General features: G+C 62.9%; 18 protein-coding genes and 2 pseudogenes. 15 read left to right on the forward strand and 5 right to left on the reverse strand.

Annotated elements, in window-relative coordinates:
* The first annotated feature begins 135 nt into the window (after positions 1-135).
* Together LB535_RS27190 and LB535_RS27195 are read left to right on the forward strand one after the other, a co-directional pair.
* Complete coding sequence (locus tag LB535_RS27190) at positions 136-1,194, forward strand: alpha/beta fold hydrolase (protein WP_224634364.1); 1,059 nt, start codon at positions 136-138, stop codon at positions 1,192-1,194.
* Positions 1,195-1,505: 311 nt separating this feature from the next.
* The gene (locus LB535_RS27195) at positions 1,506-1,880 is read left to right on the forward strand and encodes a hypothetical protein (RefSeq protein WP_224634365.1); all 375 of its coding nucleotides are present in this window, start codon (positions 1,506-1,508) and stop codon (positions 1,878-1,880) included.
* A 501-nt stretch (positions 1,881-2,381) separates the two neighbouring features.
* Here the strand turns inward: LB535_RS27195 and LB535_RS27200 are convergent.
* The 4 genes from LB535_RS27200 to LB535_RS27215 all read right to left on the reverse strand — a co-directional run bounded on the left by LB535_RS27200 (position 2,382) and on the right by LB535_RS27215 (position 4,539).
* The gene (locus LB535_RS27200) at positions 2,382-3,200 is read right to left on the reverse strand and encodes a transglutaminase-like domain-containing protein (RefSeq protein ID WP_224634366.1); all 819 of its coding nucleotides are present in this window, start codon (positions 3,198-3,200) and stop codon (positions 2,382-2,384) included.
* A gap of 387 nt (positions 3,201-3,587) precedes the next feature.
* Complete coding sequence (locus tag LB535_RS27205) at positions 3,588-3,830, reverse strand: hypothetical protein (protein ID WP_224544590.1); 243 nt, start codon at positions 3,828-3,830, stop codon at positions 3,588-3,590.
* Between the two features lie 86 nt (positions 3,831-3,916).
* The gene (locus LB535_RS27210; protein ID WP_411969617.1) at positions 3,917-4,267 is read right to left on the reverse strand and encodes a hypothetical protein; all 351 of its coding nucleotides are present in this window, start codon (positions 4,265-4,267) and stop codon (positions 3,917-3,919) included.
* Between the two features lie 11 nt (positions 4,268-4,278).
* Positions 4,279-4,539: a hypothetical protein gene (locus LB535_RS27215; RefSeq protein ID WP_140721212.1), complete on the reverse strand. Its 261-nt coding sequence runs from the start codon at positions 4,537-4,539 to the stop codon at positions 4,279-4,281.
* 492 nt (positions 4,540-5,031) lie between these two features.
* Between LB535_RS27215 and LB535_RS27220 the strand changes: the two genes are divergently transcribed.
* From LB535_RS27220 to LB535_RS29120, 7 genes are all read left to right on the forward strand, one after another.
* Positions 5,032-5,370, forward strand: a complete 339-nt coding sequence (locus LB535_RS27220) for a co-chaperone GroES (protein WP_224634368.1) — start codon at positions 5,032-5,034, stop codon at positions 5,368-5,370.
* A 56-nt stretch (positions 5,371-5,426) separates the two neighbouring features.
* Complete coding sequence (gene groL, locus LB535_RS27225; RefSeq protein WP_224634369.1) at positions 5,427-7,061, forward strand: chaperonin GroEL; 1,635 nt, start codon at positions 5,427-5,429, stop codon at positions 7,059-7,061.
* Between the two features lie 23 nt (positions 7,062-7,084).
* A complete protein-coding gene (locus tag LB535_RS27230; RefSeq protein WP_224634370.1) occupies positions 7,085-7,300 on the forward strand; it encodes a hypothetical protein in 216 nt (71 codons plus the stop codon).
* A gap of 38 nt (positions 7,301-7,338) precedes the next feature.
* The gene (locus tag LB535_RS27235; protein WP_224634371.1) at positions 7,339-7,482 is read left to right on the forward strand and encodes a hypothetical protein; all 144 of its coding nucleotides are present in this window, start codon (positions 7,339-7,341) and stop codon (positions 7,480-7,482) included.
* Positions 7,483-7,656: 174 nt separating this feature from the next.
* A complete protein-coding gene (locus LB535_RS27240) occupies positions 7,657-7,851 on the forward strand; it encodes a hypothetical protein (RefSeq protein WP_224634372.1) in 195 nt (64 codons plus the stop codon).
* Positions 7,852-7,931: 80 nt separating this feature from the next.
* Positions 7,932-8,114: a hypothetical protein gene (locus LB535_RS27245; RefSeq protein ID WP_224544552.1), complete on the forward strand. Its 183-nt coding sequence runs from the start codon at positions 7,932-7,934 to the stop codon at positions 8,112-8,114.
* Between the two features lie 373 nt (positions 8,115-8,487).
* Positions 8,488-8,592, forward strand: a complete 105-nt coding sequence (locus LB535_RS29120; protein ID WP_411969618.1) for a DUF6527 family protein — start codon at positions 8,488-8,490, stop codon at positions 8,590-8,592.
* Between the two features lie 318 nt (positions 8,593-8,910).
* Here LB535_RS29120 and LB535_RS27255 read toward each other — a convergent pair whose 3' ends face one another.
* Complete coding sequence (locus tag LB535_RS27255) at positions 8,911-9,885, reverse strand: AraC family transcriptional regulator (RefSeq protein WP_318012356.1); 975 nt, start codon at positions 9,883-9,885, stop codon at positions 8,911-8,913.
* A gap of 15 nt (positions 9,886-9,900) precedes the next feature.
* Between LB535_RS27255 and LB535_RS27260 the strand changes: the two genes are divergently transcribed.
* From LB535_RS27260 to LB535_RS27285, 6 genes and pseudogenes are all read left to right on the forward strand, one after another.
* A complete protein-coding gene (locus tag LB535_RS27260) occupies positions 9,901-10,650 on the forward strand; it encodes an SDR family oxidoreductase (protein WP_224606037.1) in 750 nt (249 codons plus the stop codon).
* A 202-nt stretch (positions 10,651-10,852) separates the two neighbouring features.
* A pseudogene (locus LB535_RS27265) lies at positions 10,853-11,119 on the forward strand (SDR family NAD(P)-dependent oxidoreductase); the annotation flags it as partial.
* A gap of 1,208 nt (positions 11,120-12,327) precedes the next feature.
* Complete coding sequence (locus LB535_RS27270; RefSeq protein WP_224634374.1) at positions 12,328-13,308, forward strand: DUF3991 and TOPRIM domain-containing protein; 981 nt, start codon at positions 12,328-12,330, stop codon at positions 13,306-13,308.
* Between the two features lie 113 nt (positions 13,309-13,421).
* Complete coding sequence (locus tag LB535_RS27275) at positions 13,422-14,021, forward strand: DUF1419 domain-containing protein (protein ID WP_224634375.1); 600 nt, start codon at positions 13,422-13,424, stop codon at positions 14,019-14,021.
* Between the two features lie 11 nt (positions 14,022-14,032).
* A pseudogene (locus LB535_RS27280) lies at positions 14,033-14,432 on the forward strand (DUF3085 domain-containing protein).
* 82 nt (positions 14,433-14,514) lie between these two features.
* On the forward strand, positions 14,515-19,623 hold the full coding sequence (locus LB535_RS27285; RefSeq protein WP_224634376.1) for an N-6 DNA methylase: 5,109 nt from the start codon (positions 14,515-14,517) through the stop codon (positions 19,621-19,623).
* Positions 19,624-19,834 lie beyond the last annotated feature (211 nt).

Genomic DNA, 19,834 nt, shown 5'->3' on the forward strand with positions numbered 1-19,834 from the left:
GACCGGCTCAGGGTGTTTGGTCTCTCTGGGTAAGAATCCCTGTTAGTCGCACAGGCTGTACGTTAAAAGCAAAGGCATTCGATGTACCGCCCTGCTTGCAATCGGCGGAAAATCAATCGGTTCAGGGGCTTGCCGATGAGCATGCAGAAAGTTATCCGCGCTGCTCAGGCAGCGCCAAGCATTGGGCCGGCGCATCTGATCGCAGGCATCTTTGCTGCGGAACTGCAAATTCCGAGTGCAGACATCGACGATAATTTCTTCGATCTGGGTGGCGATTCACTGACCGCGGAAACTGTCGTTCTTGCCGTTCAGAGCCGCTTCGGCATCAAGCTCCAGACCTCGGTCTTGCTCGCGGCTCCGACGCCGCGCGAATTCGGTAGCCTGGTCGCCTCCTTGAATCAGGTTCATCCGGCCCTTCAGCTCATCGTGCGCGTGTCCGGCAGCGCCGGCCATGAGCCGATCGCCATGATACACGGCATTTCGGGATCCGCCCTGTTTGCCAACCGTTTTGGCAAGCGCCTCAAGGAAAAATACGCGGTGATGGCGGTGCGTGGCATGGGGCTCGAACCCGGAGAGACGCCATACTCTAGCGTGGCCGAGATAAGCGCCAATTATTTCGACGGTCTGACCTCGGCCACCGGCCGACATCCGCATGTGGTCGGCGGCATATGTTTTGGCGGTCTGCTGGCCATCGAGGTTGGACGCCTCACCTATGATGCAACCGGCGAGCGACCGGCGCTACTGCTCATAGATCCACCGCCGCTCGGTTCGGCTTGGCTGAAACCGATGGCCGACAATCGCATGACCGCTCAGAGGCGGCGTCAGATCACGCGCAAGGTCGTCTACTGGCGCACGCTTCGCGACGGTTTGAAGGCAGTCGGGATGGGGCAGACATGGATTGGGCGCCATACGCGCCAGAAGGCGTTCAAAAGTATGCTCATCCACGCCGCTGCCGGCTTCTCGCCCTCATCCTATCCTTGTGACATCCTGGTTCTTGCCAGTTCAGAATGGGGCGCCGCAACCGTCGAGCAATACAAGGGCTGGGCGTCTGAAGAAACCAGGATAAAAACCGTTGTCTTGCCAGGCGCGCACGAAAACTTTCGCGAAGCCAACATGGAAGCGATCGACCACGAGATCGTTGCGTTCCTGGCCGACAGAGATGTTAGACATGAGCCGCTTCCCTCCGGTTTTTGAGAACGTCCCTAGATTGGTGTTGGCCTTTGGCGGCCTGCTTTTCCAAGGAATTGGTGAAAGTGAAGGGCTCCACGGTCGAGGAATAGGAGTTGCTTGGGTCGAACGGGAGCCCGGAAAGCCGGCTTTCGCGCTGACGGCCGGCCGGACGAGGGGGCAATATGTCGGCTCGGCCTTCATCAGTTCAAGCGGGCCATCCGGGAGCGCCTATGGAATCGTTTCAAGAGCATGCCGGCCCAGCGCCGAAGGGCGTGAGGTGGTCATCGCCGTGTGAAGCACTTGCGCGGCGAGGAGGATAGGCGACCCAAGGTCCGTTGGCAGAAAGGTGCTTCGGCGACAAGATCAGCACGGCGGAGTGGCGCTCAAGGCGAAACTGGTACGTCGTCGAGGCACAAGACGAAACCATCGCTCCCGCAATGCGGGTGGTGGAGAAGCGGGAGGGGAGCGACACGAATCTCGCTGGTCGAGAACACCCACCACGTAGCGATGCATCCAATGGACGAGGTTATCGCATCGCCGACGTGCTCCGCGCGGCCGGTTGCAGTGAAGCCGTCGCCAAGGCGGTGGAACGCTCGCCCAAGGGCGAGGCGGTGGGCCGAGAGGAACTGGCAGGCAAGGGATGGTTGCCGGGTATTCTGCGTTCGGCAGTAACCGAAGCGCCAGATAGCTTGGCCATGGCCGCCGAATAACCTCGGCACATTCACGGCAAGCCCGGACCGAAATCGATCCGGGCTTGCTTTTTGGGCGGCGAGGGTGCCCCGAAGCCCCGCCCTCGCGCTCCTTCCCGCATCGAGCACTTATTCGGAAGGAAAGAGGTTAGCTTTTAATCCAGCGCCCATTCAGGATGTGTAGAGGGTTTGAAGTGGTAGCGGGAGAGCGCTACCGCCTTTCCCCCCACTCGGAGAGCATGCGATACTTCTTACAGTGTCGGGCATGATGGGCCTGTCTCGGTGCCGCAAAGACCGGTAAGGAACGGGAGAGTCTGAGCCGAAAGCTATCGAGACGTGAACGGCAGCTTTGCGCCTCGCTTCGGTCATCAAAGTTAGCTGTGCCCCTGCCTAAAAGCGGACGTCGCAGGCGACCGTGCTGGAAGTCATGATAGCGCCACTAGCAGACGATCCGCTTGGCGCCAGCAACGGCCCCTAATTCAACAGGTCGAGAGGCCGCGCCCCGCCCCGCCTGCAAATCGTTCATGTGAGATGAAGGTTCTGCACTTCGTAGGTCCAGACCCGAAACCCTTTGAGAACATGCGGGCCGAAGGAGTTGATGAGCGGAATGTCGGCCGCATCGCGGCCGCGGGCGACGACGATCCTGCCAATCCTGGGCGTGTTGTTTCGGGGATCAAAAGTATGCCAAGCACCGTCCAGGAAGACCTCGATCCAGGCGCTGAAGTCCATGGGGTCGACGACCGGGACCCCGATGTCGCCGAGGTGTCCGTTGACATAGCGTGCAGGAATATTGAGGCAGCGGCACAAAGTCAGCGCGAGATGGGCGAAGTCGCGGCAGACGCCTATGCGTTCCTGGTACGCCTCGAAGGCCGTTCGCGTCGATCTGGCCTGCATGTAGTCGACTTGAATATGACCGTGGACGAAGTCGCAGATTGCTTGCACGCCGCCCCAACCTGGGGCAGTGGCGCCAAACATGTCCCACGCCGCCTGGCTGAGACGATCGGTTTCGCAGTAGCGACTGCCCATTAGGTAGACAAGGCAGCCGTCCGGCAAATCCCACACCGCTACTTCGCGGGCAGCTGGCAGCAGCCTGTCTATCTTGCCGTCATCCTCGATCGTTGCATCGCCCCACATCGTCAGGTCGCCCGCGGGCGCGACAAGCCGGCGGCATCGGTTGCCAAAGAGATCATGGTAGGTCGATGTCGGAACATCGGGCGTGGTGAAGACCGTTTCGGGGATCCTGATATCGGCCGCGCGGTCGTCGTGGACCGATAGCAGGCATACCAATGCGGTCGGTTGCTGGCAGGTCAGCGTGATCTCATAGCCGTAGCGGATCAGCATGTGGATCTTTCCTGCCGGAAATCAGCGGGGGTCGGAGTGCAGGAACCGCGACGGTTGCGGGAGTAGGCTTTGCAAGCAACATCATGGATGGACATCAGCAAGGCCTCGAATGCTGAAAGGTATCTTGTTTCAGCAGGCCCGGTCTCGGCCAAGGCGATATCCGATTTCGCGAGCGCCTCGACATCGACCAAGAAGCAAGCCGTCATGATCGGTGAGGCGGACGGCGTTGCGCGCCGAAAACGTGGAAGTCGGTCCAGGAGCGACCAACTTCCACTCGACGGCCATTTGATGGTCCATAGAAATCGCGCCCGGACGCGCCGCCCTCATTTTCCCAGACCGCAAGCGCGGCGACGTTGCGGGTCCGACAGCTTTCGTTGTTATGGCCACTCATGATGTTAGCCGATCCTCATTACTCGCCTCCCCGGCGAGAACGCCCGAATAGAGCGTTGCGCCATTCGCATCGGCGATCGTCATGGCGTCCGGCCGCTGCGGCATGTTCAGGGTCCCAGCCAAAAGCCTGGCGATTTCGATCGCATCGTCGAGGTCGGCGGCTTCCGCGGCCTCGCGGCCGAGCACGGCATGCGCATCGTCCGCTTCTCGGGTGCGATAGAATTCGATCATGATCTTTATCATCATCCATCTCGCTGTGTCAGTTCTCGCCTTAGCCGCGAGGGGTACTGATGTCAGGAAGTCTGGTGTCGGCGCCGAACACGCTTTTAGGCTTGGGCAGGGCCTTTTCCTGATTCGGCTTCCTGATTTCCCGGCTCGAGCGTTTCGGTCCCTTTGCCATGTGCGAACGTCCTTTCGATGAGCGTTATGGTGTCACCCGGCGATGTGGCGACCGGTTCGAGACTGTCTTGCGTCGCCACCCGTTCATGAGGTTCGCCGTCGTTGCGGATGCGGTACTGCGCCGAATCTTCCCTCGGCGGGAGTCTGGCTGTGATCCGGTAGATTTCCGAAGTCTTTGGAAACGTGCCGAAGCCGCCCTTCAGCCGGACAGCCTGTCCGAGGGCAAATAGATGCGTTGCGGCTTCGCGGCGGACCGGGTGTGGGTTGCGTTGCATCATCGTGGTTCTCATCATTGTCTCTGGTCCTGCTCCAGTGCGGCTTTGAGCGATGCCGGTTCGATCGGCACCATCTGCCGCGTAGCACCGCTTGCGGAGATCGCCGGCAGGTGAATGAAGGTGGCGACGCGGCGCCACGCGATCAGGGAAGCTCCTTCGAGGGCTTCCTCGTCGTGATCGACGCGGTAATCCCCGGGTGGTTGCGGTGCATCAAAGCCGGGCAGCGAAAACGCCGACTTGAAGCGAACGATAGTTGGTGTGGTGCGGCTGGTCATTTGTTGCGGCTTTCAGCGGAAACCCGCGCCTGCGCGTTTCCCTATCATTCCCACTCGAACCACCGGAATGATGCCCGACGCTGCCAGTACATCCGTGGTCAGCGTCGATGTCATTCCAGGGGTTCGAACGGAACGAAATGTGCGCCGGCCGGCGCTGCACTCGTTTTCGAGAATTCGGTGGTGAATGGCGGGGCTCTGACACAAAGCCAACTCGACCAAATCAACGAGTTTTACCTATGCGCCTCATTTGAGTTCTAAACAAGGTCGAGACGATTTTTATTTGTCCCTTGAAATAACAGACGCACGCCCGCAGAATTCAAGCCGGCAGAAAATTTCCCACAAGTGCGGATGAATTTCTGCGCGGCTCGAATTATTTCATTCGAATTCTTGGCCATCGGCGAGAAATAATTCTGGCACTCCTATCTATCGAGTGCCAACCCGCCTATACAGAGGCAGCGGCCGCCCAATGCCGGCCACAGAAAGAAGTTCCCCATGAAATTCCGGCCACTCCACGACCGCGTCGTCGTTCGCCGCGCCGAAGGCGATACCAAATCCAAGGGCGGCATCATCATTCCCGACAATGCCAGGGAGAAACCGCAGGAAGGCGAAGTGATCGCCGTCGGCCCGGGAGCACGCGACGAAAGCGGCGCCTTGATCGTGCCCGATGTGAAAGCCGGCGATTTCATCCTGTTCGGCAAATGGTCCGGCACCGAGGTCAAGATCGATGGCGAGGACCTTCTGATCATGAAGGAAGCCGACATCATGGGCATCATCGACAAGAGCGAGACCGGCATTGTCGACAAGACAATGGCCGTCAAGAACGCCGCCTGACCGGGCAGTCTTCACGGCAAACGGCGCACTCCAATTTTCGAACGGGATCAACGATCATGTCTGCCAAGGAAATCAAATTCTCCACCGACGCGCGCGACCGCATGCTGCGCGGCGTCGAGCTCCTGAACAACGCCGTCAAGGTGACGCTCGGCCCAAAGGGCCGCAACGTCATCATCGACAAGGCTTATGGCGCGCCGCGCATCACCAAGGACGGTGTGACGGTGGCCAAGGAAATCGAGCTTACCGACAAGTTCGAAAACATGGGCGCCCAGATGGTGCGCGAAGTGGCATCGAAGACCAACGACCTTGCCGGGGACGGCACGACCACCGCCACGGTGCTGGCCGCCTCGATCCTGCGCGAAGGCGCCAAGCTGGTCGCTGCCGGCATGAACCCGATGGACCTCAAGCGCGGCATCGACCAGGCGGTCACCGCCGTGGTTGAGGAAATCAAGGCGCGGGCCAAGAAGGTCAAGTCGTCGGCCGAGATCGCGCAGGTCGGCACCATTGCCGCCAATGGCGATGCCAGCGTCGGTGAGATGATCGCCAAGGCCATGGACAAGGTCGGCAATGACGGCGTCATCACTGTCGAGGAAGCCAAGACCGCCGAGACCGAGCTCGACGTCGTGGAGGGCATGCAGTTCGACCGCGGCTATCTCAGCCCGTATTTCGTCACCAATGCTGACAAGATGCGCGTCGAACTGGAAGAGCCCTATGTGCTTATCCACGAAAAGAAGCTCGGCAACCTGCAGGCGATGCTGCCGATCCTCGAAGCAGTGGTGCAGGGCGGTAGGCCGCTGCTGATCATCTCCGAGGACGTCGAAGGCGAGGCGCTGGCCACGCTGGTCGTCAACAAGCTGCGCGGCGGCCTCAAGGTCGCGGCCGTCAAGGCGCCGGGCTTCGGCGATCGCCGCAAGGCGATGCTGGAAGACATCGCCGTGCTCACCGCCGGCCAGATGATCTCGGAGGATCTCGGCATCAAGCTCGAAAACGTCACCATCGACATGCTCGGTCGCGCCAAGCGCGTGCTGATCGACAAGGACACCACCACGATCATCGACGGCGCCGGCGCCAAGGCCACCATCCAGGCACGCGTCGCCCAGATCAGGGGTCAGATCGAGGAAACCACGTCCGACTACGACAAGGAAAAGCTGCAGGAGCGGCTGGCCAAGCTCTCCGGCGGCGTTGCGGTGATCCGCGTCGGCGGTGCTACGGAGTCGGAAGTCAAGGAAAAGAAGGACCGTATCGACGATGCGCTGAACGCCACGCGCGCGGCTGTCGAGGAAGGCATCGTGCCCGGCGGTGGTGTGGCGCTGCTGCGCGCCAGGTCGGCGCTCAGGGGCCTGACCAGCGCCAATGTCGATGTCACCGCAGGCATCTCGATCGTGCTCCGGGCGCTCGAAGCGCCGATGCGCCAGATCGCTGAGAATTCCGGCGTCGAAGGGTCGATCATCGTCGGCAAGCTTGCCGACAGCAAGGACCACAATCAGGGCTTTGACGCCCAGAACGAGGTATATGTCGACATGATCAAGGCAGGCATCGTCGATCCGGCAAAGGTGGTGCGCACGGCACTGCAGGATGCCGGCTCGATCGCAGCGCTTTTGATCACCGCCGAAGCCATGATCACCGACATTCCGGCCAAGGATGCCGCACCTTCACCTAGCGGCGGCGGCATGGGCGGAATGGGATACTGAGACCTTGGCGCCAGGAGACGGCCGTGCGTGAACCGACGCTACCCCCGGTGTTCGGCAGGCTTGGGGTCAAGTCGCCGGTCGCCATTGTGGCGGCTTCGGCCACATCCAGCAATATGACGAACCTGGCGGCCCGTATGCGAGAAGGTCTCTCGTCGCGCAGGGGCCTGGCTTTGAACCTCGGCGTGGTGCTGTGGACAGTACTTGTCCTGGCGGCGGTATTTTTCATTCTGCAAACCTGAACCGATCGGCGGCGGGCGAAAACGAAAGGACGCGGAATATGGCAAACCGCCACGGGCTTCGTATGGACCATCCGGACAGCTGGACCGTTTTCGACGTCTTCACCGGCCAGCCCGCCGAGTCCGATCACAAGATCATGGTCGGCATCAATGCCGGCCAAGCGTACGAGATGGTAGCCGGCTGAGCGATCAAGACGCCAAGCGGCGGGAAGAGGCCGGCCGCTGACTTGTACCGATGTACCAACGAATAAATCCGCCGGAATGTCGGGGGCGTACAGTGCCATTGTCGCCGGCCAGAACATGGGCACCGGCGCTTGAGCGCGTCCATCATACTCCCGCCCCTCGATGGGAGCCGGATTATGGACAACGATCATTCCGCCGATGTGATTTCGACTTTTGACTGCAATATCCTGCGCAACGCCTTCAGAACACCGGTCATCGAAAATCGCATCCCTGAGGATCAATGGCACGGAAACGCCGCGCTTCTGATCCGCGATTATGCCGGCAACTCCGATTTTGATTCGGCACTGCTGGCCTGGATCGTACGAAAGTAACCTTGTCGCCGTGCATAACTTGCCGGAGCGGGCAGCTGCTCCGCGTTCGCTTTCATTTTTTGCCTGAAAGGATGATGAGCATGAGATACTTGAAAACCCCGGATGCTCCGGTCGTAACGATCGAGCCAATCGTCGAGGCCGCAAAAGTCCTATCGAAGCGGCTGACGATCAGAAGCGACGAAGCCGCAAGACGAAAGATCGCCGACACCGACGGCACGATGCGGCGGGCGCGTCACCTTGCTGAAAGCAACCGCCTGATTTAATGCGCCTACGTCGGCTTTGGATCAGGTCGAGACTTCAAGGCGCCCACGGTAAACGTCCGCTATCGCGCATCCGAAGACCTGAAGCTCCCTTTCGGCATCCGGCCCCGAATGAGAAAAAATCGACTTTCCCTTCATCGCACCGGGATCATGTCGCACCGTCATCTGGGTGGCTCGTGGTCGTTCCGGTGGCTGCCACGAACGGCAGATAAGCGCCTAAACGGACGTTTTGCGGGGCGGACCGGAAGGACGGCACAGCGATGCTCGTCGGGATCGCGCAGTTCGGCTGCGCCAGGACCTGAGGATACTGGCGACCGTAGGCGAACTTCGGGGTGTAGCTCGCGAGCTATACGTGGCCGATGAGTTCGACATCGCTGTGCATCTTTGCGCGTGCGGTTGCGGTACGAAGGCTACGACGCCGCTCGGCCCTCCTGAATGGCGAGTGACCTATGCGAACGGTGGGCCTACGGTCGTTCCCTGAATCGGGAACTGGCAGTTGCCGCGCCGCTCGCACTCCGTCATCACAGGCGGAAAAGTCCTGTGGGCAGGCCAGTGGAGTGAAGAGAACATCAACGCGGGCCGCATCGCGGAACAGCACCGAGGCGAGGCCTACTATGCCGCTCGCGCGCACAATCGCAAATGGTGGGTCCGATTTGGCAAGTGGCTGCGCGGCCTGTTTAGTGGTGGCAGGAACTAAGGTCGGTTACCGAACGGCAGCTATCTGCAGGGTCCGCTCCAGGACCGGACAGTCAGCAGTCGGCCCCCACTGGCACAGCTATGAACACCTGATTTCGCCGCTTCAAGCACCGCGGGCGTATTGCGCTGGCGGCGCCCCCACGCACCGCGAGAAGGCTGAGCTGAAGGCACTCGTCGAGCCGTATCCGGTCTTCGCCGCAATCTGCGCGATGCTGTGCTGCCGCGCTCTAAGCATGTGCTTGGCCAGCGTCATCCTCCAGCTTTGCAGGTATTCCATCGGCGCCATGCCCACCACTCGGTTGAATCGCGTGAAGAAGGCCGAGCGGGACAGCCCCGCCTCACGTGCCATCTCGGCGACGCTCCATGCGCGATCTGGCGCCGCGTGGATGGCGCGCAGCGGGCCGGTCAACCGGTCGTCCGCCAGCCCGCGCAGCAGGCCTGGCGTGGCACTCGTCTCGGTCGCAGAACGCAGAGCTTCGATCAGTAGCACCTGCAGCAGATGTTCCAGAACCACGTCGCGTGCCGGGCGATCCGCTCTCGCCTCGTCCCGCACCAGTCGCGCCAGGTCGCCAAGACGCTGCTCCCCCCGCACCATGGCCATATCGGGAAGCAGCGACACCAGCAGCTCCGCATCCGGGGCGCCGAAGCTGCAATACCCGATGAGCTGCTGCACCTCGACAGCGGCATTCTCTGGCCCGATCCGCACTGTTCCGTCCGGACGGATCAAAGGGCGGCTTTCCAGCCCAGGCGGCGGTTCGGGATCGGTGCTCGACATGGCAAAGCTCTGCACCGCCGGCACCAGCACGAAATCGCCTTGGCAAAGGTTCATCGGCGGCTTGCCGTCCACCTCGAGACGCGCCTGACCGGCAAGGAGCAGACAATAGTAGACCTGTCCAATCTCGGTCCGCCGTACGCGCCAGGGGCCGGAAGCGTCCACCAGCTTCGAAAAGGGCGCGCGCGGACGCAAAAGGGCGATCACTTCGGAAAGCGGATCTGACATTTCGGACTTTCGATAAACAATCACGGACATGCGATTATAGAAAGTTCGCTCCGCAAGGTCGATATCGAAAGCATCCAACAACGGAGACACCCCATGAACACCGTGATGATCACCGGATGCTCCTCTGGCTTCGGGCTGGAGACCGCGCGCCACTTCATCGACAAGGGCTGGTCGGTCGTCGCCACGATGCGCAGCCCGCGCGAGGATGTCTTGCCCGCCTCCGATCGACTGCGCATCCTGCAACTCGACGTGACCGAGCGCGATGCGATCGGCCGCGCGGTCGAGGCAGCAGGTCCGATCGATGCGCTCGTAAACAATGCGGGCATCGGCTGGATGGGACCGCTGGAGGGCACGCCGGAAGAGATAATCCGCGAAATTTTTGAGACCAACACTTTCGGCACGATCGAGATGGTCCGCGCCGTGCTGCCGCAGTTCCGGCAACGCGGAGCGGGGACGATCGTCAATGTTTCCTCCAGCACAACGCTGAAGGCTCTGCCGCTGCTACCGATTTACACGGCCAGCAAGGCTGCGGTGAATGCCTTTACCGAATGTCTCGCGCTGGAGCTCGAGCCCTTCGGCATCCGCACGCGGCTGGTCCTGCCCGGCCAAGCTCCAGGGACCCGTTTCGGGGCCAACGCACGCGGCAAGATGGCAGAAGCGGGGGGCATTCCCGAAGCCTATGGCCCCATTGCCAAGCAGGTCTTTGCCGCTCACGCGGCGGCGGCGAACACGAAGATCACCGAGCCGGCGGACGTGATTGCGGCCATTTGGCGGGCAGTGACCAAGCCGGACTGTCCGTTGCGCCAGGCCGCAGGCGCCGATGCCATGGCTCTTGCCGCATGACGGCAGGAATGCCGGGCTCCGGCACTTCGGGTCAGACGGAGGAACACTTTGCCGGTGTCGCGAATCTTCCGCTTCGCCGGCAGAACCTGTCTGAATGGTGGGGTCTGCCCACATGCGGCAAACGGCTCGATCGAGCCGTTTATCGTGTCCGATTCCAATGACAGCAAGGCGTCGTGAGCTGAATGGCTGATTTACCAATTGGTCGGTTGCGCGCGAACTGGCTGGAAAGAAGGTGCGCATCAACGCCCTCAATCCGGGGCCGACCGACTCACCGATGCACTCCCATATCGACCCGGCCCTCAAGGACCGCATCGCGGCCGACCTGCCGATACGCCGCATGGGCCGGCCCGAGGATATGGCTGCCGCGATCCTGTTCCTGTGCTCCGACGCCGCGAGATTCGTCTACGGCGCGGCGCTCGACGTGGATGGCGGCTCGATGTTCCGCTGCGCGGCATGGCGTCGGTCATAGGAGAGTTTTACGCGGCTATATGGCGGTGGCGTATTTGGCTTTGGATGCCATCAGCATCCAGAAATTGCCTTGGCGACGCACGACTCCGCGGCATTTCTCACCCGATTTCATTTGGGTATCGGTGACATCGAAACCAGGATTGCTGGAACCGGACTGGTCGTTTCATATGGCGCCCTTCGCCGGGGGCTGTCGGTCCCGCATCCCGCCTTGACGGCGGCGCTATGCTGATGCTCCTTCGGCCGCCCTGTTGAACCGGTCTCATGGCCACGAACCTGCTCCAGCACCGAACTGACTTGTTTGCGCTTACGGACATTTCGGTGCCTTCACCTTGTACGCCCTTTTCACATTGGTCAGGAGAGCAGTGGGCTCTCCCGACGCAGAGGCCTAGAAGGGCCGGATTTTCAGCGACGGGTTGATAACAGAAAGCGAGGAGCAAAGGCCTTGCTCTCCTGCCGAAGAATGCCAGTACGGATCGCACCTACAGCGAAACCAAGTGCTTATCGCGGGGTGCCGTCGCCGAAAGCGGATTTCCAACTCAAAGGGTGGTTAACCTATCGACGGGTGTCGCGCTCAGGAGGCGTATGGCGTGGCGATCTCTCGGCGCGAAAAATCATAGCTCTAAAGACATTAGATCGCTTCGGCCCGGCAAGGCAGAACCTGCGCCGCCAGCCTGTCGAGGAAGGAGGCGATTGATTTGGCATCGGGGCCGCCGCATCTGGCTTCCGGCGTTCAGGGCTCTCTCGATCTGCCGGGCCGAGGCCAGAACATCATCAAAGCTCGGTGCCGCGCCGAAAATCATGGCGGTCGTGTTTACATAGTCGCGGGCGAGCGTCAGCAAGGTTCGCAGTCCGTAGAATGCTACAAGTTTCAGACAAGACCGCGCGCAGCGCCAGGCTGCCCGTGCCGACTACCATTGGGTCAAGATGGGCTGCGAAGTCGCCCGGATCGCTCAGTTTGCGGAAATGGACATCGACGCGGTGCGTGCAGTGGTCGCGGAGGAAGAGCATCACCGAAACTGACGGCGGCGCACCGTGCCGCTTGCGCGCCAAGGCCGGCAAGGGAAGCTGCGCCGCGGCGCAACCCGGCACTATCATCGCATTGCATGCCGCGCCCTTGCCCGCCTTGCGCTTCGCGGCCTCCTGTTCCTGCCTGATTGTTTGGGCGAGGACCGAATAGAAGGGAGGCGCTGCACAGGTGCGCGGGCGAAAATGGAAAAAGCAGAAATTGAAGGGCTGAAGGACAAGGTACCCTGCGCTGCGGTGCTGGAGCGCGCGGGGTTCGCCCTCGACGTCAAGCAGAGCACGCGCAAGGCGATGAAGTATCGCCGTGAGGCGTCGATCATCATCGTCATCCATGACGGCAAGGGCTGGTTCGACCCGCTTGGCGACGACAAGGGCGATGTCTTTCGCCTGGTCGAACATCTTGAGAAGGTGCCGTTCGTCGAAGCCATGAACGACGTCGCCAACCTTGTCGGGTTCGTGCCGTCCGAGCCGGTCTGGCAGCGGGTGTCCCGCCAGCGGGAGCCTGACCTGTCGATACCGGAGCGCTGGCACGCACGGCGCAGGCCGTGGTGCGGATCGGCGACCTGGCGCTATCTCACCAAGGCCCGCCATCTTCCCGACCGCATCGTCCGCGCCGCAATCAGCGCCGGCGTCCTGCGCGAAGGCCCGCACGGCTCGATGTGGGCTGCCCATATCGACACCAACGGCACCGTTACGGGCTGGGAAGAACGCGGACCGGACTGGCGCGGCTTTGCCACCGGCGGCGCCAAGGTGCTGTTCCGCCTCGGCAGTCCCGATGCGTTGCGCCTTTGCGTGACCGAAGCCGCGATCGACGCTATGAGCCTTGCCGCGCTTGAGGGCTTCCGCGCCGACACGCTTTATCTCAGCACCGGGGGCGGCTGGTCGCCGGCAACCGATGCGGCGCTCCGCGCGCTTGCCGCCAGGCTGGGTGTTGAGATCGTCGCGGCTACCGACAACAACAAACAGGGCGACATCTATGCCGACCGCCTGCTCGGACTGGGGGAGCAAGCTCAGTGCGGCGGTGATCGCCTTCGACCTGTAGCGGACGACTGGAACGCCGATCTGAGAATTAAAGCGGAAGCACAGGAGGGGAGGAAGCAGGGAGCTGCCGCATGCCCGCCGGTCGCCTCAAGGGTGAAGCTTCGCCCGGCTCGCGCCGGCCCTTGACCCGCCCGGGCGGGGAGGCGGCCGCGGGGAGGGGTCCGGAAGGGCCGAAGAAGACGGTGATCCATAGGGGATGAACCGCGCTCCGGCTCCGCACAAGGCCAGGAGCCTCCCCCATGCCCCAATCCTTCATCCGCAAGGTCTACTTCGGCATCGCCGATCGCCGGCAGATGTTCCGCCTCTTCGACCGCCACGCCCAGCGGCCCGATCGCTGGGAGAATGACGACAGCGGCCTGTTCGCCGGCGAGTGGTTCGAGATCGCGCGAGCCGAGCACGATTACATGCTCGACCTGCTGCCGCCGCTCTGGATGCGCGGCGAGATGTTCGCCCTGCGCGAGTTCCTCACCGAGAGCCTGACCAGCGTCTTCTACACACTGCGCATCAACGGCAGGACGCGCTACTTCCATGCTTATTGCGACCTCGCGCGGCCCCGCTCGCCGGTCGAGATGCGCGACGCCATCGTCGAACGCGAATCCTGGCCAGTGAAGGCGATGACGCGTGCGGAGCGCCTCGAGCATGTCTGGAGCGCGACCCATGACGAGTACCGCGGCTACGCCGGGGAGCGCTTCGGAGCCGAGCATCGCGGCAAACGCACCATCCTCGTCTATGGCCTGGGGACGCCCGAGCAGAAGTTGCTCGACGACCTGACCGACGACGAGATCGCGGCCAAGCTGCCGGTGCATCTCAGGCACCTTCCCGTTCGCGCAGCGGCGTGAGGGAGGCGGCGATGTTTACCTTTCCGATCGTAGCGGTCCGCAAGGTCATAGAGCGCGGCATCGAGGATGCCGCGGCCAATGACGGTTTCCGCAATCCCTACTACGGCACCCGCCCCGGCGAAGGCGAGAGTCCGGGTCTGTGGCTGGTCGGCGACGAGGGCGTCTACATCATGTCCAACGGCAGGCTCGTCGAAGGGACAGGCGCGCTCGTCATCTATTCCGAGCAATGCCACCCCAGGGGCCGACGTTGACTGGTGGGACTACAAGCGCCGCCACTTCGGCGCCGATGACGGCCTCGAGTTCATCGAGGCCGAGCGTCTGCTTCCGCTGTGCGACCGCAACCTGCGGGCTACTCACCTCAATGTCGAACTCACCGAGACCGAAATCGCGCTCTCGCTGATCACCCGCTGACTTCCCAAGCCGCGACATCGATCGCCTGGCCGACCCGCTCGGCCGGGGGCTCGCGCGCGCCTTCAAGACGAGGATTCTCCAGATGTCCAACGACGATCCATTCACGCTCGATCTGTTCAACACCACCACGCAATCGTCGGGCCTCGGTCTCGGCGTTACCGCCTTCGGCAACGACTTCGGCGCTGGCGAGCCCAAAGCTAAAGAGATTACGACGCCCGCCGTGCCGGAGTCACAGCCGGCGTCCCCGCCAGTCCACTCGCCGCGCTGCGCGGCCGAGGCCGGGCCGGGTGGCGATGACTTCATCCTCGAGACCGATCGCGGTCTTGGCCGGGGCTGGAAGCAGCGAGCCCGCGATAATCTCGATGCAATCCGACTCGCCGCCGAAATCGAGCGCGCCGATCGGCCGGCGACGCGCGAAGAACAGGCGCGGCTGATCCGCTTCACCGGTTTCGGTGCGTCCGAGCTCGCCAATGCGGTGTTTCGCCGTCCCGGCGACCGTGCTTTCCGCGCCGGCTGGGCCGCGATGGGCGCCGAGCTCGAGGAGATGGTGTCGAGCACCGACTACGCTTCGCTCGCGCGCTGCACGCAATATGCGCACTTCACGCCAGAGTTCATCGTTCGCGCGATGTGGGCAGGCTTGGTGCGTCTCGGCTGGCGTGGGGGCAGGGTGCTTGAGCCCGGTATCGGCACGGGATTGTTTGTGGCACTGATGCCGGCAAAACTGCGCGACGAGGTGCACGTCACCGGCGTCGAGCTCGATCCGGTGACCGCGCGCATTGGCAGGCTACTCCAGCCTCGAGCACGCATTGTAAACGCCGACTTCGCCCGCACCGACTTGCCGGCTGACTTCGATCTCGCCATCGGCAACCCACCCTTCTCGGACCGTATCGTCCGCTCGGATCGCGTCTATCGGTCGATGGGGCTGCGCCTGCATGATTACTTCATCGCCCGCTCGATCGACCTGTTGAAGCCCGGCGGTCTCGCCGCGTTCGTCACCAGATCGGGCACCATGGACAAGACGGATCGTTCGGTGCGCGAGCACATCGGCAAGACCGCCGATCTGGTCGCCGCCATCCGCCTTCCCGAGGGCAGCTTCCGGGCCGACGCCGGCACCGATGTGGTGGTGGACCTTCTCTTCTTCCGCAAGCGGCCGCACGCTGAGGCCCAAGGCGATCCCTCGTGGCACGATACCGACGAGGTCAGCCCCGCAGATGGCGACAATGCTGCGATCCGCATCAACCGCTGGCTCGCCCGGCGACCGGATTTTGTGCTTGGCACGCATGCTACGACGTCGGGACGGTTCGGCGAGACGTATACCTGCCTCCCGTGTCCGGGCATCGATCTTGCACAGGCCCTGTCGGATGCGATCACCCTTCTCCCGGAAGCCATCTATGACGGCGAGCCCGAGAGGATCGATCTCAACGGGGGGCACACCGGGCACTTCGGTGAAGACCTCGCCGCAGGTCCCTCTATCCGCGAGGGCAGCTTCTTCGTCGCCTCAAACACGGCGCTGATGCAGATGGTCGACGGCGCGCCAGTGACCCTCACCGTTCGCAAGGGCCGGTCGAGCGATGGGATGCCTGACAAGAACGCCCGCATTATCCGCAAGCTGATCCCGATCCGCGACGCGGTGCGCGAGGTCCTCAAGGCGCAGGAGCTGGATCGGCCGTGGAAGGCGGCGCAGGTCAAGCTGCGCATCGCCTGGTCAAACTTCGTCCGTGCCTTCGGTCCGATCAACACCACCGTCGTGTCGACCAGCGAGGACCCGGAGACCGGCGAGGTGCGCGAGACGCATCGCCGCCCGAACCTCGCCCCGTTCCTCGATGATCCTGATTGCTGGCTCGTGGCTTCGATCGAGGACTACGACCTCGAGACGGACACCGCCCGGCCTGGTCCGATCTTCACCGAGCGGGTGATCGCACCGCCCGCGGCCCCGATCATCAATTCGCCAGCAGACGCTCTCGCGGTCGTGCTGAACGAGCGCGGCCTAGTCGATATCGATCAGATCGCCGAGCTGTCGCATGTCGATCCCGACCTGGTCATCGCCGATCTGGGCGACGCCATCTACCGCGATCCGGAGAGCGGCGCCTGGCGGACCGCCGACGACTATCTCTCCGGCCAGGTCCGCGGCAAGCTCAAGGCCGCTGAAGCCGCCGCGGCTCTCGATCCCGCCTTCGAGCGCAACGTTAGCGCCCTCGTAGCTGTCCAGCCCGCCGATCTCGGCCCATCCGACATCACCGCGCGTCTCGGCGCACCCTGGATTCCGGCCGCCGATGTGGTCGCCTTCGTCAAGGAGACGATGGGCGCCGAGATCCGCATTCACCACATGCCCGAGCTCGGTTCTTGGACGGTTGATGCCCGCCAGCTCGGTTACACGGCGTCCGGCACGTCCGAATGGGGCACCGAGCGCCGGCATGCCGGCGAGCTCGTCACCGACGCGCTCAACAGCCGCATGCCGCAGATCTTTGACACCATCAAGGATGGCGACAGCGAGCGGCGCGTGCTCAATGTCGTCGACACCGAGGCGGCCAAGGAGAAACTCACCAAGATCAAAACGGCCTTCCAAAACTGGATCTGGTCCGATCCCGACCGCACCGACCGGCTGGCGCGGGTCTATAATGACCGGTTCAACAACATCGCCCCGCGAAGGTTCAACGGGGACCATCTGCAACTTGCGGGCGCCTCAGGCGCGGTTTCTCTTTATGGACACCAGAAGCGCGGCATTTGGCGCATCATCTCGGCCGGTTCGACATATCTCGCGCACGCCGTAGGCGCCGGCAAGACCATGACCATGGCGGCCGCCGTCATGGAGCAGAAACGGCTCGGTCTCATCGCCAAGGCCATGATGATCGTCCCAGGACATTGCTTGGCGCAGGCCGCGCGCGAGTTCCTGGCGCTCTATCCTATGGCCCGCATCCTCGTCGCCGACGAGACCAATTTCAGCAAGGACAAGCGGCGCCGCTTCCTCAGCCGCGCGGCCATGGCGAATTGGGACGCCATCATCATCACTCATTCGGCCTTCCGCTTCATCGGCGTTGCGTCCTCGTTCGAACAGCAGATGATTCAGGACGAGCTCGCGCTCTATGAGTTCCTGCTCACCAAGGTCGAAAGCGGCGATCGCGTGTCGCGCAAGCGCCTCGAGCGGCTGAAGGAAGGCCTCAAGGAACGTCTGGAGGCCCTCGCAACCCGCAAGGACGACCTGCTCACCATCTCCGAGATCGGCGTCGACCAGATCATCGTGGACGAGGCGCAGGAGTTCAGGAAGCTCAGCTTCGCGACCAACATGTCGAGCTTGAAGGGGATCGATCCGAACGGCTCGCAGCGCGCCTGGGACCTCTATGTGAAATCCCGCTTCGTCGAGACCAGGAACCCGGGCAGGGCGCTCGTCCTCGCCTCCGGTACACCGATCACCAATACGTTGGGCGAGATGTTCTCGGTGCAGCGCTACCTCGGCTACGCGGCTTTGTCCGAGCGTGGCCTCCACCAGTTCGATGCCTGGGCTTCGGCCTTCGGCGACGTCACTACCGAACTCGAGCTGCAGCCCAACGGCAAATACAAACCGGTCACCCGCTTCGCCACCTTCGTCAATGTCCCTGAGCTGATCGCCATGTTCCGCACCTTTGCGGATGTGATCACGCCCGAGGATCTGCGCGACTACGTCAAGGTGCCGGCGCTCTCGACCGGCACGCGGCAGATCAGGACCTGCAAAATATCTGTCGCGTTCAAGCGCTACCAGGCTCTCCTTGACGCCCGGATCAAGGCGATCGAAGGGCGCGAAGCGCCACCCGAGCCCGGCGACGATATCCTGCTCTCGGTCATCACCGATGGCCGCCATGCCGCGATCGACCTCCGCCTCGTCGATCCGGACAATGACAATGAGCCGGGCAATAAGCTCAACGACCTCATCGCCAATGCTTACCGCATCTGGCGCGACACCGCAGACGCAGCCTACGTCCGGCCGGACGGCACGCCTTTCGAACTGACTGGCGCCGCGCAGATGATCTTTTCCGATCTCGGCACGCTCAATGTTGAGCGGACGCGGGGCTTCTCGGCCTATCGTTGGATCCGCGACGAGCTGGTGCGCATGGGCGTGCCGGCGGCCGAAATCGCCTTCATGCAGGACTTCAAGAAGTCGGAGGCCAAGCAGCGGCTGTTCTGCGACGTCCGCGCGGGCAAAGTCCGGTTTCTCATCGGCTCGTCCGACACCATGGGCACCGGCGTCAATGCCCAGCTCCGGCTCAAGGCGCTGCATCATCTCGACGTGCCATGGCTCCCCTCGCAGATCGAGCAGCGCGAGGGACGCATCTTGCGGCAGGGCAACCAGCACCACATCGTCGACATCTTCGCCTATGCCACCGAAGGCTCGATGGACGCCCAGATGTGGCAGAACAACGAGCGCAAGGCTCGCTTCATCGCCGCTGCACTCTCGGGCGACACCTCGGTGCGCCGCCTCGACGACCTCGGCGAAGGGCAGGCCAACCAGTTCGCCATGGCCAAGGCGATTGCCTCGGGCGACCCGCGCCTGATGCAGAAGGCCGGGCTCGAGGCAGACATCGCCCGGCTCGAACGCCTGAGGGCGGCGCATCAGGACGATCAGTTCGCCATCCGCCGACAGATCCGCGATGCCGAGCGCGACATCGAACACTCGACACGTCGCATTGGCGAGATCGGCCAGGACCTTGCGCGGCTGGTTCCGACGACGGGCGAGGCGTTCCGCATGAGCGTGGGCAACAGGACATATGTGGAGCGCAAGCTCGCCGGCCGCGCCCTGATGACCGAGATCCTGACTTTGATCCAGCTCCAGCATGCCGGTACCCGCACCATCGCCGCGATCGGTGGGTTCGAACTCCAATATTGCGGCGAGCGCTTTGGCCAGGACAGCTATGGCTACATCACCACGTTGCTGCGCGCCGGCGCGGCGACGGAAGTCGAGTTACCTGTGACCACCACGCCGCTTCGCGCGATTGCAAAGCTCGAACATATGCTTGGCAATCTTGAGGAGGAGCAGGAGCGCGCACGCCACAGGCTCGCGGAGGCCGAGCGGCGGCTCGCGTCCTATCGCTCACGCGCGGGCAGTACCTTCGCCTTCTCGGACGAACTGGCCGACAAGCGCCGCCAGCTCTCCGAAATCGAAAGATCGCTGTCGCAGGAGATCGATGGTGTACGCCCCGCTGAGGTGCAGGCGGCGTAACCCGCCCCCACGTTCTGAGCAGCCGTCGCCGGCCCGGTGGAGGGGCCTTCCCGAACGAAGTAGGGAAGCGAAAGGCAAGGAGGACTGCTCGCAGATCGGGCGGCCCGCCGACGCTGACGCTCAATCGCGCCGTCGCCATCCCGGCCCGTCATCCTGCGCAGGGCTGAAGAAGCCCCGCTTGGCCAGCCGGGCAGGGATGCTCCAACGCAAT

It is taken from the genome of Mesorhizobium sp. CA10, from assembly GCF_020165285.1.
Taxonomy (GTDB): domain Bacteria; phylum Pseudomonadota; class Alphaproteobacteria; order Rhizobiales; family Rhizobiaceae; genus Mesorhizobium.

Excerpts from the sequence above, each read along its gene's own strand:
- LB535_RS27190 (WP_224634364.1), top strand. The coding sequence starts at position 136 with ATGAGCATGCAGAAAGTTATCCGCGCTGCTCAGGCAGCGCCAAGCATT.
- LB535_RS27200 (WP_224634366.1), bottom strand. The coding sequence starts at position 3,200 with ATGCTGATCCGCTACGGCTATGAGATCACGCTGACCTGCCAGCAACCG.
- LB535_RS27210 (WP_411969617.1), bottom strand. The coding sequence starts at position 4,267 with ATGATGCAACGCAACCCACACCCGGTCCGCCGCGAAGCCGCAACGCAT.
- LB535_RS27215 (WP_140721212.1), bottom strand. The coding sequence starts at position 4,539 with ATGACCAGCCGCACCACACCAACTATCGTTCGCTTCAAGTCGGCGTTT.
- LB535_RS27220 (WP_224634368.1), top strand. The coding sequence starts at position 5,032 with ATGAAATTCCGGCCACTCCACGACCGCGTCGTCGTTCGCCGCGCCGAA.
- groL (WP_224634369.1), top strand. The coding sequence starts at position 5,427 with ATGTCTGCCAAGGAAATCAAATTCTCCACCGACGCGCGCGACCGCATG.
- LB535_RS27235 (WP_224634371.1), top strand. The coding sequence starts at position 7,339 with ATGGCAAACCGCCACGGGCTTCGTATGGACCATCCGGACAGCTGGACC.
- LB535_RS27240 (WP_224634372.1), top strand. The coding sequence starts at position 7,657 with ATGGACAACGATCATTCCGCCGATGTGATTTCGACTTTTGACTGCAAT.
- LB535_RS27245 (WP_224544552.1), top strand. The coding sequence starts at position 7,932 with ATGAGATACTTGAAAACCCCGGATGCTCCGGTCGTAACGATCGAGCCA.
- LB535_RS27260 (WP_224606037.1), top strand. The coding sequence starts at position 9,901 with ATGAACACCGTGATGATCACCGGATGCTCCTCTGGCTTCGGGCTGGAG.
- LB535_RS27270 (WP_224634374.1), top strand. The coding sequence starts at position 12,328 with ATGGAAAAAGCAGAAATTGAAGGGCTGAAGGACAAGGTACCCTGCGCT.
- LB535_RS27275 (WP_224634375.1), top strand. The coding sequence starts at position 13,422 with ATGCCCCAATCCTTCATCCGCAAGGTCTACTTCGGCATCGCCGATCGC.
- LB535_RS27285 (WP_224634376.1), top strand. The coding sequence starts at position 14,515 with ATGTCCAACGACGATCCATTCACGCTCGATCTGTTCAACACCACCACG.